A 14433-nucleotide genomic window follows, 5' to 3' on the forward strand; every position below is an offset into this window, starting at 1 on the left:
CTACTCCTCGTCTTCCTCGTCCGACTCGGTCGGCACGCCGCCGAGATTTCCGTCCTCGTCGAACAGCTTGGCGCGCAGGAATCGGGTCCGGTAGCGGTTCGCTCCCTCCTTCGTGTCCGCCTCGCGGATCTCGTCGATTTGACCGTCGGCGACCGCGTCGATGATCGCTTCCACCTGCTCCTTCTCGCTCGGCGTCAGGTCGAACTCGTAGGTCCGGGGCTGCTCGCTCTCCAGTCGGGTCCACTTGCGCGCCGCGCTCACGACGACCGAGCAGGGCTCGCGGCAGGGGAAGACCCCGTCGCCGCCGTCGACGTCGAGGTCCGTCTCGTCGTCGTACTGCCACTCCCGACGCTTCAGACACTGGGAGTCGTCGCAGCACGCCTCAGCGACCCAGTTGACGTGTTCGTGGCCCTCGCCGCGGTCCCACGTCTTCACGACGCCGTAGATGCCGGACTGACGCTCCATCGTCTCGCGCCAGTGGGTCACGTCGAGCTCGCCCTCGCGCTCACGGTGCCAGTTGGCGACCGTCGCGGGGTAGATTGTCTCGACCAGCTCGTAGGCGTCCCGTGCGCCGAGGTCGGGGAAGACCCATCCGCCCGCGAGCGACGGCGCGGTCTTGAGGGGGCGGTACCGCCCCTTCTCGTCGAGCTTGACGAGCTCCCGGGCGTCGAGGGGGTCGTCGTACGCGTCGAGGTCGTCGACCGGGACGCCGGCGTCGTCGGCGTGGCGCACGTCGTACCGGCGCTCGCCGCGGTCGGTGATCGTGGCCGTAATCCGCAGTTCGCCCCACGCGCGTTCGATCCCCTCGGCAAGCGCGGCGTACCGGGTCGCTACCGTCGCGCCGTCGGCGTCCTCCAGCCAGCGCAGGAACGCGCGGCGCGGGCCGAACTCGCCGACGACGCGCTCGAAGGCGTACCAGTCGGTGACGGTGGGAGCACGGTCGTCGAGCGCCTCGTGGAGATCGCGCTCGCTCAGGCCGGTCCGGCGGTCGCCGTCGGCGGGATCGAGGCGGTACTCGCCCGCCGCGTCGCCGTCGTCGCTATCCTCGCCGGCGTCGTCACGCCCGACGCTGAACCCCTCGAACCGGAGCGGCTCGCCGGGATCGCGGCCGGCGAGCGCGTCGAGCACCGCGTCGAAGGCGTCGCTCGGGAGGTCGATGTCGGGGACTTCGGGGTCGCCGTCCCGCGCCGAGTCGGCCGGGTCGGAGGCTGGTTCCGCCACGGTCAGTCCCCCGTGGCGACGCGGGTCGTCTCGCGTACGTCGTCGAGCGCGGTCCCGAGGTCGGCGCCGGCGTCGGCGGCGCGCTCCAAGAGCACGTCGGCCATCAGGGGCTCGGTGCCCACGGCGCCAGCGTACCAGATCCGGGTGCCGTCCACCTCGGTGGGCACGTCGTACCCCTCGGTGTGATCCTCGCAGAGGCCCACGTCCTCCGGGATGTCCTCCTGCGTGTGGTAGCCGTCAGCGATGAACAGGGGGACGAGAACGACGTCGTCGCTCTCGAAGTATTCGGGGAGGTCGTCGACCTCGGGGTCCTCGTCCATGTAGAGCGCCCGCACCTCGTCGAAGCGGTCGCGCTCGGCGATCCGGTCGGCGTGGTACTCGATCGCCTTCGCGCTGTTCTCGTTGCGCTCGGTGCCGTGACCGACGACAGCGAGCCCGAACTCTTCCCCCACGTCGGGGTCGCCGGTGACCGACTCCGCGCGCCGGACGATCACGTCGGTCATCGCGCGGTGGGTCCCCACCGGGCCGCAGTAGTGGATCTCGCGGTCGATGTCCTCGGCGACGAGACTCGCCTGATCGGCCGAGAGGCCGTCGGAGTCCCACTCGGACACGTCCCAGCCGTCGAGCCGGAGTTCGCGGGGGATCACCTGCTCGGTGAAGTAGCCCTCGGAGATGAACAGCGGGACGACGTATATCTCGTCGCCCTCGACGGTTCGGAGCACCTCGCGGAAGTGCGGTTCCTCCTTCCAAAAGCCGGTCTTCACCTCGTCGAAGGCGCCGGTGGCGCGGATGGTGTCCGCGTGGTCGTACGTCGGCGCGCTCGACCCCGGATTGAGGTGTGAGCCGTGTGCGACGATGACGAGCGACTGCATACACACGCTGGGGGCGCGCCGCTCTTAGGGACTTCGGCACGTGCGAGGCCGTGGGAAACCGACGCTCGTCTCTCGCTTCCGAGCCCCCGACCGAAACCGCCATGCCGCCCCGCGCCGCAGGTCCGCCCATGTCGCTCGCAGCCGAGACCCGCGAGGCCGCCCGGGCGCGCCCCTTCGTCCTCGACGCGCTCCGCGCCGGCGTCCTCAACCACAGCGCCGCCGCCGCGTGGCTGGCCGACGAGGCCGGCCTCGGAGACGGCGAGGGAGACGCCGACACAGACGCGATCGCGACCGCGCTCCGCCGGTTCCGTGAGGAGCTGCCAGACTACGCGACCGCCGACCGCGCGGCCAGCGTGTCGATGCGGAGCGGGGTGGGAGTGGTGGAGGTCCCGGAGGGCGGTTCCGCCGCCGACACCGCCACCGACCCCCTCCTCCGCGTCGGCGGCGCGGCGGTCGTCCCGGAGGGACGCGACACAGCGATCCTCGCGACCGGCGCTGTCGGTGCCGCGGCGCTGGCGGCGGTCCTCCGCCGACTTGCGGCCGCCGACGTCGCGGTCGCGGCCGCGGGCGTCGCCGGGGAGACGCTCGTCGTCGTCGTGGAGCGGCGCGACGGCGCGACCGCGGTCCGGGTCGCGGAGGCGGCGCTGGCGGCGGTCCCGGACGAGGAGTGACACGCATACGTGACAGCAGAATAATGTTTGATAGAGTCCCGACTAGACGGACAACAGCCCGATCCGAATCGCCGTGATAGCCTATCTCGGCGGTACTACGGGCAATTCGAGACCCGCGGGCTGAGTCGAAGCCGCTGACAAACACCGGAAACAGTCAACGTAATAACACCGGCTCGCGAAGCGGTGACAGATGAATACGCGGCGAAAGCGATTGGAAGACGCCGCAGCCGTCCTCTATCAGCAGGGGGTCCGGCTTCCGATCGCGAACGCGGAGGACGAACGCACGCTTCACGAGAACATGCGCCGGATCGCAGACGCCGGCGTCCGCAAGAGCGAACTGCTCGCCGATCCGGACGTTCCGCTTACCGAGGCGTACAGAGACGAACTCGACGAAATAGGTCGGAGCTTCAAACACCGCCTCCAGCAGCTCGCCGGTGACGACTACGATGAGGTCGCGGACGCGTACGTTCGCGGCGAACGGGACGACTGGGTCGGTGCGCTCGCGGTGTACTACTTGGAGTGTTACTACCGTCTGCAGGAGCGGTATACGGTCGACGAAGAGATATTCTTTCTGGCGATACTGCGATATCCGAACTGTTTCACGGTGAACCTGAGCTTTGCCGTCGGCGAGATCACGTCGGACGCGGTCCGGTACGAGTCGCCACACCACGACGACACGGACCTCAGCGACCGCCATCGAGAGCGATACCACGCGGAGTGTCAGTACTCACAGCGGGAGGCCGCCGCGTACATTCGCGAGAACGTCGGCTGCATCCGCGACGCGTTTCCCGACCCGGACACGACGCCGATCGAAGACCGACGGTACGGCGGGTTCGTCCACATCACCGGCAGGCGCGGCCCGGTGTTTTCGGAGTACCTCGGGCCGCTCACGCCGGACCCCGACCGCTTCGACGACACCGTCACCACGCCCTGCTTGGTGTCGGACGGTCCCGAGGTCCGGACGGCCAAGCGGGAGTTTCTCGTCGAACCGACGTTCGTCGCGTGACCCGCTTCGCGCGCCGCCGTCGCCCCAGAGGGGTCGACGACGGACCGGGACCCCTCGGAGCGTTTGCCCGACCCCGCACGCTTTTCTAACGCGGTCTGATACGTGCAGTCGATGAACGCCGTCACGCTCGGTCCCGCCGGCACGTACTCGCACCGTGCGGCGCGGGCCGTCGCCGCCGAGGTGTCGTTCCGCGAGTCGGTCACCGCCATCGTCGACGCCGTCGCGGCCGGCGAGTTCGAGCGGGGAGTCGTCCCCATCGAGAACAGCATCGAGGGCTCCGTCACGGAGAGCCTCGACGCGCTGGCCGACTACGACGTCGCGGTCACCCGCGAGGTCGTCACCCCGATCCGTCACGCCCTCCTCGCGCAGGGGTCGGAGTTCGACGTCGTCGCCAGCCACTCGCAGGCGCTCGCGCAGTGTCGCAACTGGCTGGAGGCCAACTACCCCGACGCGGGCCTCGAAGCGGTCGCCTCCACCGCCCGCGGGGTCGAGCGCGCCCGCGAGGACGCTCGCATCGCCGGTATCGGGCACCCGGACAACGCCGGCGACGACCTCGAAATCCTCGCCGAGGACATCCAGGACCGCACCTCCAACGCCACGCGCTTCCTCGTCGTGGGGCCCGAGTCCGACCGCTCCGACGCCGGCGGGAAGACGACCCTGATCGTCTACCCGAACGCGAACTACCCCGGTCTCCTCCTGGAACTGCTGGAGGCGTTCGCCGACCGCAACCTCAACCTCTCACGGATCGAGTCGCGACCGAGCGGCGAGCGCCTCGGCGACTACCTGTTCCACTTCGACGTCGACGCCGGGCTCTACGAGGACCACATGGCGAAGGCGGTCGAGGACATCGAGGCGATCGCCGACAAGGGCTGGGTCAAAGTGCTCGGGTCGTACGATACGGAGCACGTGCTCAACTGAGGGTTCGACTTCGGGAGATTACGATTCGACGCCGCCGATCCGATATTTAAATGACCGGATCCGACGAAGACGACTATTTATAAATGAACGCGGCGGTGCGGTGGCGCGCGCCTCCGAGCGGCCGCCACCGGCGGCCGCGAGGAGCGCGTGCGAGGGAGTCGGCCGACCGGAGCGAAGCGGAGGGAGGCCGACGAGGTTGGGGAGGTGTGAGGCTGCGGTGCGGTCGCGGGCGGGTGGGACTCAAAGGGGCAGCCGCGAGGCGGGCGCAGACGACGTAAGCACTGGAAGGGGCGAGCACCGCGAGCGACTGAAGCGCGCAACGAGTGTGCGCCCGCCTCGCGACTGGGGCTTTGGCGGTGTTCGTGGTGGATCCGTTGTCAGCTATTTATAAGTAAGCGGCTGGGGCTTTGGCGGTGCTCTCCGGTGATCCGTCAGTAACTGTTTATAAGCGAGCGGCCGCGATTTCCGCTACTATCACCACATCGACGACCCTGCCGGTGAAACACGCGCTTCCGTCCTACTCGAACCGGTACGTCGCGCCGTCCGGGCCGTCCTCGATCTCGACGCCGACCTCCTGAAGCGCGTCCCGCAGGTCGTCGGCGCGCTCGTAGTTGCCCGCCTCGCGCTCGGCCTCCCGCACGTCTAACACGAGTTCGATCAGCTCGCCGGCCAGGTCTACGTCGCCGTCGGTTGCCGACTCGAACTGGAGCCCGAGCACGTCGCCGGCGAGGTCGTCGAACGCCTCGACCGCCTCGCGGAGGGCGCGGTAGTCGTAGGCGTCCGAAGCCCCGTCGTCGTCGTCCGCGCCGTCGATGTGCCGGTTCACCGCGTCGGTGAGGTCCAGGAGCGCCGCGGTCGCCTCCCGGAGGTTCAGGTCGTCGTTCATCGCGGCCGCGAAGTCCCCGCGGGCGGTCTCGACCGCCGCGCGGAGCTCCGCGTCCTCGGCCTTCGCGCGGGCTTCGGTGGAGTCCAGCGCCTCGACCGCGCGGTCGTAGGTCCGCGAGAGGCGCTCCCAGCGCTCCTCGGCCTCCGCGATCGTCTCCTCGGTGAGCGCCTGCTCGGAGCGGTAGGCGGCCCCGGCGTAGAAGGTCCGGACGACGTTGACACCGAGTTCGTCGAGGGCGTCCGGGACGGTCCAGAAGTTGCCGATCGAGGAGGACATCTTCTCGCCCTCCATCTCCAGCAGGCCGACGTGGAGCCAGTGGCGCGCGAACGTCTCGCCGGTGGCCGCCTCCGACTGCGCGATCTCGTTCTCGTGGTGCGGGAAGACCAGGTCGCGCCCGCCCATGTGGATGTCGAGCGTGTCGCCGAGATGGGTCGTCGACATCGCCGAGCACTCGACGTGCCAGCCGGGGCGTCCCTCGCTCCACGGGGACTCCCACGTCTCGCCCGAGGGCGTCTCCGCGCCGTGGTCGTGTTTCGCGTGTTCGCGCGCGGCGGCCTCGCTCACGCCGTCGGCCTTCCACAGCGCGAAGTCCGACGGGTTTCGCTTCTCCGACCGCTCGTCCGGTTCGCCCTGCGCCTCTAGGTCCTCGACGTTCTGGTTCGAGAGCTTCCCGTAGTCGTCGAACGCGGTCACGTCGAAGTAGACGGAGCCGTTCGACTCGTAGGCGTACCCCTTCTCGATCAGCGTCTCGACGAGCTCGCGGATCTCCGGGACGTGCTCGGTGACGCGGGGGTACACTTCGGCGCGTTTCAGGTTCAGCCCCCGCATCGCGTCGAAGGTGGTCGCGGTGAACGTCTCGGCCACGTCGCGCTCGGCCGCCCAGTCGTCGCGCTCGCCGACGCGGGCCGTGATCTTCTCGTTCACGTCGGTGACGTTCTCGACGTGGCGCACGTCGTAGCCGACGTGGTCGAGCCACCGGTGGAGCACGTCGGCGTGGAACCACAGGCGGGCGTGTCCGAGGTGGGGATCGTCCGACACCGTCAGGCCGCAGACGTACAGCGTAACGTCGCCGTCGGCCGTGAACTCGACGCGCTCGTCTTCCAGGGTGTCGGTAACGACGAGGCTCATTACCGTGGCGTTGCTACGGTGAGAGTTTTAACCCGTCGGATCGGGCAGACCGAAGCCGCCCGTTTTCGACTGTCGGGTTCACGCACTGGCCGTTCCGATCGTTCGAACCGGTCGCTCTGCGGGAGTGATCTGCAGGAGAAACGAAGGGCCGATCGGCGATCTATCTAGGCCGCGCGGCGTTCCTTCGCCTTCGGCCGGAGCTTAGTGTAGCCGCACTTGCGGCAGCGGTCCGCGTCCGGGGAGTTGCGGGCGTTACAGCGCATGCAGATGTGTCGGTCGAGGTTGCGGCGTTCCGCGGCGTCGAAACTGGCCATACGAATACTGTCGGGCCGACGCTGTAAAAGGTTGCGAGACGCGGCGGGTCGGGTCGGTCCCCGCTGAGCGCCCTGCGCACCCGTTCTCTCAGAAGGACGCGACTCGGGCCGTTACGCGCCCGCTTCGGAGAGCGCGGCCTCGATGTCCTCGCGCTGGGTGACGCCGACGAACCGGTCGACGACGCCGTCGTCGTTCTCGACGATGAGGGTCGGGAGCGAGCGCACCTGGTACTGGTTGGCGACGTCCTGCTCCTCGTCGACGTTCACCTTCTGCAGCTCGAAGGCGTCGCCGAGGTCCTCCTGGATCTCCTCCAGAATCGGGTCCTGCGTCTTACACGGGCCGCACCAGTCAGCGTGAAAATCCAGCAGTCGAACAGTCATTATCCGGCGCAACCTACCGCCGGGCGGCGCATAAGGGTTTCCCACTTGTGCACGCTCTGACTCGAACCGCGGCGGTCGCTCTCGGAGTCGACGCTTCGAGGGGGCTCCACGTCGAGCACCGAACGAAACGTTTAGAACGGCGCGAGACGCACGAACGGACATGAGCAGTGGTTCCAACTCCGGCGGACTGATGTCCAGCGCGGGCCTCGTCCGCTACTTCGACACGGAGGACCGGGACGCGATCACGATCGACCCGAAGACCGTCCTCGCGTTCTGCGTCCTCTTCGGCGTGTTCGTGCAGATCCTCTCGCTGACCGTCGCGTAGATCGATCGCCCCGGATCTTCCGCTCGCCGCCCTCCCGCTTTCGCCAGCGTCCCGCTTCCCGACTCCGTAACGCGCCCTTTTTGCCCGTCCCCCACCGACCGACTCCCATGCAAGCAGGCGTCATCGCCGTCCAGGGGGACGTGGCCGAACACGCCGCCGCCGTCGAGCACGCCGCGGCCGCCCACGGCGAGCCCGCGGAAGTGGTCGAGGTCCGGGAGGCGGGGATCGTTCCCGACTGCGACGTGCTCCTCATGCCCGGCGGGGAGTCGACGACCATCTCGCGGCTGATCGGCCGGGAGGGGATCGACCAGGAGATCCGCGAACACGTCGCGAACGGGAAGCCCGTGTTGGCCACCTGCGCCGGGCTCATCGTCTGTTCGCAGGACGCGAAGGACGATCGAGTCGACGCGCTCGGGCTCGTCGACGCCTCCGTCGACCGCAACGCGTTCGGCAGGCAGAAGGACTCCTTCGAGGCGAAGGTCCCGGTAAACGGACTCGACGACCCGTTCCACGCCGTATTCATCCGCGCGCCGCTCATCGACGAGATTGGCGAGAGCGTCGAGACGCTCGCGACCGTCGACGGTCGCCCGGTCGCGGTCCGGGACGGCCCCGTCGTCGCCACCGCGTTCCACCCGGAGCTCACCGACGACCCGCGGATCCACGACCTTGCCTTCTTCCCCGGGCGGGAGGTGATCGCGTGAGCGATCCGGACGCAGGCGGCGAAAGCGCGGGCGGCGAAAGCCACGAAAGTCCGGAGGTCCCCCCGGAGGCCGTCCTCGACGAGCTGTTCGCCACCATCGAGTCGCGCAAGGCGGAGCTGCCCGAGGGCTCGTACACCGCCTCGCTGTTCACCCACGAGAAGGGCGAGAACGCCGTCTTAGAGAAGATCGGTGAGGAGTCCACGGAGACGATCCTCGCGGCGAAAGACGACGACCTCGACGAACTCACTTACGAGAGCGCCGACCTCGTCTACCACCTGCTGGTGTTGCTCGCGATGAAGGACCTCGACCTCGACGACCTCCGCGAAGAACTGCGAGAGCGCTTTTAGTCTCTACCGCTCCCGTTCCAGCTCCCGGTTGATATCGTCGAGCTTCCGATCGATGTCGTCGGGTTCCTCGGTCTCCAGCTCGCTCGCGATCCGACGCTCGAACTCGTCTTCGCTGATATGTCCCTCGACGTACTGCCGGCGGAGCCGGTCCTGCCGGCTCTCCGAGGCGCCGCCGGCCGACGCGGAGGACGACCGCGACCCGCCGAGCGAGTCGCTCGCGTCGTCGCCGCCGAACAGCCACGCCCCGGTCTTATAAAGGACGTAAACGATGCCGACGAACACGGCGAGCGAGACGATCCCAGAGACGATCGCCCACGCGAGACTCAGGATCGCCGAGACCACGGAGACGACGACGCTGACGCCGATCAGAATCGCGAGCCCGATCGCGCCGTAGTAGAGGGCCTTTTTGAGAGCCATCGACCGGATATGGCGCGTCCGGGCGCAAATACCTTCTCCCGGCGGATCACTCCGTCTGTGTTCACCCGGCAGATCGATCCGTCCGTCAGAAGACTTATTCGCCGTTGCGGTCGTGACCTAGTGAAATGCATCCGGAGCCGCGGTCTTCGACGGACGCCCCGTCCACGGACGACCGGGAGGTGCGCCCGTGACCGATCGCGCCGCCCCCGACGACGGTCGGTTCGACTCCGACGGTAACCGGTCCGAAACCGGCGTCGACCGCCGGACCGTCCTCGGCGCGCTCGCGGGGGCCGGGAGCGCCGCGGTCGCGGGCTGTTCCGGTTCCGGCTCCGGTTCGGCGCCGAGCGACGCAGCGACCGGCGAGCTTGACCCGGAACGGCTCGACGAGCTCGCGGCCCGGTTCGCGCCGACGCTGTACTTCGACGTCGCGGAGCCGTGGTTCCCGACCGATCCCCGGCCGTACGCGACCGAGGAGGACGGCCAGACGGTGGTCGACGGGTTCGCGGCGTTCGACGGCTACCACGAGCGGTACGACGAGGCGGGCGGGCCGCCGAACCCGACCGTCTTCTACAACGGGGTCCGGTACGAGGACTCTCCGCTCGCGGTCGTCCAGTTCTGGCTGTACTCCGCGTTCGACCAGTTCACCGCCAACTTCCACTGGCACGACTGGGAGGTGCTCCACGTCTTCGTCGACCTCGACACGGGCGACCCGCAGCTGTACGTCGCCAGCTCGCACTCCCGCAGCGTGCCGAACAACGAGTTCCTCGATCCCGACCCCGACGCCGTCCCGCGGATCCTCTCCGAGCTCGGCTCGCATTCCAGCACCCTCTCGGTCAACGAGAACCACGACCGGTTCCAGCGGGTCGGCGAGGAGGGGCTGCTCGCCGACATCACGAACACGACGATCGACACCGTCGAGGACCTCCTCGGGATCCCGCTCGCGTACGGGCTCCCCCGCGACGAGGACATGCGGCTCCCGTTCGTCGTCCCCGAGTACGAGGGCGCGCCGATCTACGAGCACCCGGATCTCCCCTCGGTCACCCCCGAGTCGCTTGTCGACGGCGCGCTCACGATCCGGTCGCTCGACGCGCTGCGCTCGCCGCCGACCGACCTCCCGCTCCGGGAGACGGGGATCGCCTTTAGGCACGCCGACCGCGAGGACCCGGTCGCGGACGAGACCGCCGAGGAGGTGATCGGCTACGAGCTCGTCGAGAGTGCCGAGCTGGAGGAGATCGCGGCGTTCACCGGCCCGCAGCTGAGCTTCGAGTTCGCGGTTCCGGAGGCGGTCGAGGACGCCGTCGCCGGCCACATCACGACCACGGGCGTCCCGTGGGAGCAGCCGCGCTACGAGAACCCCGCGCTCGACGTGACCGCCGGCAACCACCGGTCGGAGCTCGCGGCGCGGTACGACGCAATCGCCGACGAGGAGTCGTTCGGCGACGCCGCGACCGGCGAGCTCGACGCGGTCGTCGCCCGCGTCACCCGCGCGACCGGGAGCGACGACGCCCCCGCCGGCGAGGGATTGACGACGACCGACGCGGTCACCGAGTCGTTCGTCCTGATCGAGAGCGATCCCGAAGCGGTCCCCACGTTCGCCGGCGGGGTCGCGGTCGCGAACGGGGTACCCGAGGGCGACCACCGGCTCACGGTCAACGGCGCCGGACAGGCGCCGCACAGTGAGGAGCTGACGGTCTCCGCGGACGAGCCTCTGACGACCGCCGGCGTCGACGGCGAGATCCCCCTCGTCGCCCGCGAGAACGCGACGAAGGTGGAGATCGACGACACGGAGAGCGACGTCGACGTGACCCGAAACGCGATCGAGGACGACTTCGCCGGCCGGATCTACGATTCGGCCGTCGACGGAAGCGACGCGGTGTACGTCCACGCGGGCGGCGCGTACACGACCGAGGTGCGCGACGCCGCCGACGAGGTCGGCGCGTACCGGGTCAATCCGGACTCAGAGTCCCCTGAAACGGGCAAACCGATCCGGATCGATCGGCCCGAGACCGGCGCGGCGTCGCTCGCCGGGTTCGTGGCGGACATCGCCGAGGAGACGCGGGCGGAGGTGGCGGCGGCCGCGGCCGAAAGCGGCGGCGGGGGCGACGATGACGGCGATAGCGACGACGATGACGGCGGAAGCTCCGGCGACGGGCCGGGTGGCTCCGGGGGCGGCCCGTCGAACGCGGTGAACGGCCTTGAACGCGCCCTCGCCGCCGCGGTCGACCAGGCGGAGCGAGCCGAGGAGCGCGCCCGCGAGGGCGACGGCGAAGGGACGAACCGCCAACTAGAGAACGTGCTCGATCGGATCGTCCGGATCCAAGAGCGGCTCGCGGCGGCGCGAGAGGGGCTCCCGCCCGGCCTCGCGAACGCGACCGACAAGCGTGTCGAGCAGGCAGTGCGGCGCGTCGAGCAGGCGCAAAACGCCGAGAAGCTGTAAGGCGACGATCCCCTTTCGGCGTCGCGTCCGACGCCCACGAGGTGGTGTGCCACGCCGCACCACTGGATGGAAAGCTATACGACGCCGACCCCTCCACGAGTATATAAGCAGATGTCTCAGGAGGCTTACGACCACACCGCGGTCGAGAAACGGTGGCAGGAGGCGTGGGACGACGCCTCCGTGTATCGCACGCCGGATGAGGTGGACGACCCCACCTACGTGCTGGGGATGTATCCGTACCCGTCCGGGAAGCTCCACATGGGTCACGTCCGCAACTACACGATCACGGACGCGTACGCCCGGTACCGCCGGATGCGCGGCGACGACGTGCTCCACCCGATGGGGTGGGACGCGTTCGGGCTCCCCGCCGAGAACGCCGCCAAGGAGCGGGACACCAACCCCCGCGACTGGACGTTCGACTGCATCGACACGATGCGAGGCCAGATGAAGTCGATGGGGTTCGGCTACGACTGGGACCGCGAGGTCACCACCTGCACTCCCGAGTACTACCAGTGGAACCAGTGGCTGTTCCGGCGGTTCCACGAGGCGGGGCTCGTCGAGCGCCGCGACGCCGAGGTGAACTGGTGTCCCTCCTGCGAGACCGTCCTCGCCGACGAGCAGGTGGAGGGCGACGACGAGCTGTGCTGGCGCTGCGACACCCCCGTCGAGACCCGCGACCTGGACCAGTGGTTCTTAGAGATCACGGAGTACGCCGACGAGCTGATCGACGCGATCGACGGGCTGGAGGGCTGGCCCGACTCCGTGCGGCAGATGCAGCGTAACTGGATAGGCCGCCAGCACGGGACGACGCTCGATTTCCATATCGATGGCCACGGCCCCGTGGAGGCGTTCACCACCCGCGTCGACACGATCCACGGCGCGACGTTTTTCGCGCTCGCGCCGGACCACCCGATCAGCGAGGAGCTGGCCGCCGAGAACGACGATATCCACCAGTTCGTCCACCACGAGGCCGACCCCGAGGGCGACGAGCCCAACGGCGTCGCGACCGGCCTCACCGCGACCAACCCGGCCACGGGCGAGGAGATCCCCGTCTTCGTCGCCGACTTCGTCCTCTCGGACGTGGGGACGGGCGCGCTGATGGCGGTGCCCGGCCACGACGAGCGCGACCACGCCTTCGCCGAGAAGATGGGCGTCGACATCGAGCCCGTGATCGCGCCGGAGCCCGACGACTGGGACGGCGAGACGGTCCCGGACGCGCCCGACGTGAGTGAGGCGGCGTTCACCGACGACGGCGTCGTCATCGACTCCGGCGAGTACAGCGGCCTCGACAGCGAGACGGCCCGCGAGCGACTGACTGAGGAGATCGAGAGCGCCGAGGCGACCACCCAGTATCGGCTGCGCGACTGGGGGATCTCCCGACAGCGCTACTGGGGGACCCCGATCCCGGTCGTCCACTGCGACGACTGCGGCTCGGTGCTGGTGCCCGAGGAGGAGCTGCCGGTCGAGCTGCCGGAGTTCATCAACACGACCGGGAACCCGCTCGACGCCGCCGAGGAGTGGAAGGAGACGACCTGCCCGGAGTGCGGCGGACCGGCCACCCGCGAGACGGACACGATGGACACGTTCGTCGACTCCTCGTGGTACTACCTGCGCTACGTCTCTCCGGGACTGGACGACGCGCCCTTCGACCTGGACCGCGCGAACGACTGGATGCCGGTCGACCAGTACGTCGGCGGCATCGAGCACGCCGTGATGCACCTGCTGTACTCCCGGTTCGTCACCAAGGTGCTGGCCGACGAGGAGGGGCTGGAACACCGCGAGCCGTTCACGAACCTGCTGGCGCAGGGGATGGTCCAACTGGAGGGCGAGAAGATGTCCAAGTCGAAGGGGAACACCGTCTCCCCGCAGCGTATCGTTGAGGAGTACGGCGCCGACACGGCCCGGCTGTTCATGATGCAGGCGGCCCAGCCCGAACGCGACTTCGACTGGGCCGAGGAGGGCGTCAAGTCGACGCACCGCTTCCTGGCGCGGCTGACCGATCTGGTCGAGGAGTACGCCGCGGGCGAGGTCGCGCTGGCCGGCGACGGCGACCTCGAGGCCGCCGACCACGATGAAATCGACGACTACGTCGCCGACGAGATCGACGCCGCGGTCGCCATCGCGGGCGCGGAGTACGACGACCTCACCTTCAACGTCGCGTTGCGCGAGGCGCAGGACCTCGTGGGGACGCTCCGGAGCTACCGTGGCCACGCCGATCCGCACCCGGAGACCTACGAGCGCGGACTGGACGTGGCCGTCCGCCTGCTCGCGCCGGTCGTCCCGCACCTCGCCGAGGAGCTGTGGGACACCTTGGACCGCGACGGGTTCGTCGTCGAGGCCGAGTGGCCGACCGCGACGGTCGACCGCGAGACGGTCGAACGCCGCCGCCGGCTGGTCGCGAACACCCGCGAGGACGTGCGCGACATCGTCGAGGTCGCCGGCATCGAGGACCCCGAGCGCATCGACGTCGTCGTCGCGCCCGACTGGAAGTACGACGCGCTGGCGATCGCGATCGGCAGCGACGCCGACAACCTCATCTCGGAGCTGATGGGGGAGAACCACATCCGAGAGCAGGGCGACGACGCCGCCTCCTACGGGCAGGACCTGCAGGCGAACCGCGAGGCGCTCCAGGAGACGCTGTCGGGCGACGAGGAGTACGACGCGCTACGCGCGGCCTCGTGGCTCATCGAGCGCGAGTTCAACGCCCCCGTCCGCGTCGAGCGCGCCGAAGACACCGACGACGCGGTGGTCCGGAAGGCGGAACCCGGTCGACCCGCGATCGACATCGTCGAGTAGCGCTTCCCGGTTC

At 69.2% G+C, this 14433-nt stretch carries 14 protein-coding genes; 8 read left to right on the forward strand and 6 right to left on the reverse strand.

Going from position 1 to position 14433, the window contains the following annotated elements; all coding sequences use genetic code 11:
- Entirely contained in the window at positions 1 to 1221 is a 1221-nt protein-coding gene (locus tag ACP96_RS09595; RefSeq protein ID WP_050033148.1) for a DR2241 family protein, read from the reverse strand.
- A gap of 2 nt (positions 1222 to 1223) precedes the next feature.
- Positions 1224 to 2093 (reverse strand): CbiX/SirB N-terminal domain-containing protein, encoded by an 870-nt coding sequence (locus tag ACP96_RS09600; RefSeq protein WP_050033149.1) that lies wholly within the window; start codon positions 2091 to 2093, stop codon positions 1224 to 1226.
- Positions 2094 to 2221: 128 nt separating this feature from the next.
- Between ACP96_RS09600 and ACP96_RS09605 the strand changes: the two genes are divergently transcribed.
- The 3 genes from ACP96_RS09605 to pheA all read left to right on the forward strand — a co-directional run bounded on the left by ACP96_RS09605 (position 2222) and on the right by pheA (position 4688).
- Entirely contained in the window at positions 2222 to 2764 is a 543-nt protein-coding gene (locus ACP96_RS09605; protein ID WP_050033150.1) for a DUF7523 family protein, read from the forward strand.
- A 190-nt stretch (positions 2765 to 2954) separates the two neighbouring features.
- On the forward strand, positions 2955 to 3770 hold the full coding sequence (locus ACP96_RS09610) for a hypothetical protein (protein WP_050033151.1): 816 nt from the start codon (positions 2955 to 2957) through the stop codon (positions 3768 to 3770).
- Between the two features lie 111 nt (positions 3771 to 3881).
- The gene (pheA, locus tag ACP96_RS09615) at positions 3882 to 4688 is read left to right on the forward strand and encodes a prephenate dehydratase (RefSeq protein WP_050033152.1); all 807 of its coding nucleotides are present in this window, start codon (positions 3882 to 3884) and stop codon (positions 4686 to 4688) included.
- Positions 4689 to 5205: 517 nt separating this feature from the next.
- Here the strand turns inward: pheA and cysS are convergent.
- The 3 genes from cysS to ACP96_RS09630 all read right to left on the reverse strand — a co-directional run bounded on the left by cysS (position 5206) and on the right by ACP96_RS09630 (position 7397).
- Positions 5206 to 6702, reverse strand: coding sequence for a cysteine--tRNA ligase (gene cysS, locus ACP96_RS09620; protein WP_050033153.1), 1497 nt, complete (start codon positions 6700 to 6702; stop codon positions 5206 to 5208).
- A gap of 164 nt (positions 6703 to 6866) precedes the next feature.
- Positions 6867 to 7016: a 50S ribosomal protein L40e gene (locus ACP96_RS09625; RefSeq protein ID WP_004049145.1), complete on the reverse strand. Its 150-nt coding sequence runs from the start codon at positions 7014 to 7016 to the stop codon at positions 6867 to 6869.
- A gap of 111 nt (positions 7017 to 7127) precedes the next feature.
- The gene (locus tag ACP96_RS09630; RefSeq protein ID WP_050033154.1) at positions 7128 to 7397 is read right to left on the reverse strand and encodes a thioredoxin family protein; all 270 of its coding nucleotides are present in this window, start codon (positions 7395 to 7397) and stop codon (positions 7128 to 7130) included.
- Between the two features lie 160 nt (positions 7398 to 7557).
- Here ACP96_RS09630 and ACP96_RS09635 point away from each other — a divergent pair, with 160 nt between their 5' ends.
- The 3 genes from ACP96_RS09635 to hisE all read left to right on the forward strand — a co-directional run bounded on the left by ACP96_RS09635 (position 7558) and on the right by hisE (position 8770).
- Positions 7558 to 7722 carry a preprotein translocase subunit Sec61beta gene (locus tag ACP96_RS09635; protein WP_050025751.1) on the forward strand — a complete coding sequence of 55 codons (165 nt, stop codon included), beginning with the start codon at positions 7558 to 7560 and terminating at the stop codon, positions 7720 to 7722.
- A 107-nt stretch (positions 7723 to 7829) separates the two neighbouring features.
- Positions 7830 to 8423 carry a pyridoxal 5'-phosphate synthase glutaminase subunit PdxT gene (gene pdxT / locus ACP96_RS09640; RefSeq protein WP_050025753.1) on the forward strand — a complete coding sequence of 198 codons (594 nt, stop codon included), beginning with the start codon at positions 7830 to 7832 and terminating at the stop codon, positions 8421 to 8423.
- Positions 8420 to 8770: a phosphoribosyl-ATP diphosphatase gene (gene hisE / locus ACP96_RS09645; RefSeq protein ID WP_050033155.1), complete on the forward strand. Its 351-nt coding sequence runs from the start codon at positions 8420 to 8422 to the stop codon at positions 8768 to 8770. The genes pdxT and hisE overlap by 4 nt, the downstream gene beginning before the upstream one ends.
- A 3-nt stretch (positions 8771 to 8773) precedes the next feature.
- Here the strand turns inward: hisE and ACP96_RS09650 are convergent, their stop codons facing one another.
- A complete protein-coding gene (locus ACP96_RS09650; RefSeq protein ID WP_050033156.1) occupies positions 8774 to 9187 on the reverse strand; it encodes a hypothetical protein in 414 nt (137 codons plus the stop codon).
- Positions 9188 to 9374: 187 nt separating this feature from the next.
- Between ACP96_RS09650 and ACP96_RS09655 the strand changes: the two genes are divergently transcribed.
- On the forward strand, positions 9375 to 11624 hold the full coding sequence (locus ACP96_RS09655) for a hypothetical protein (RefSeq protein ID WP_050033157.1): 2250 nt from the start codon (positions 9375 to 9377) through the stop codon (positions 11622 to 11624).
- A gap of 111 nt (positions 11625 to 11735) precedes the next feature.
- A complete protein-coding gene (leuS, locus tag ACP96_RS09660) occupies positions 11736 to 14420 on the forward strand; it encodes a leucine--tRNA ligase (protein WP_050033158.1) in 2685 nt (894 codons plus the stop codon).
- Positions 14421 to 14433 lie beyond the last annotated feature (13 nt).

Source organism: Halorubrum halophilum, assembly GCF_000739595.1.
Classification (GTDB): Archaea; Halobacteriota; Halobacteria; order Halobacteriales; family Haloferacaceae; genus Halorubrum; species Halorubrum halophilum.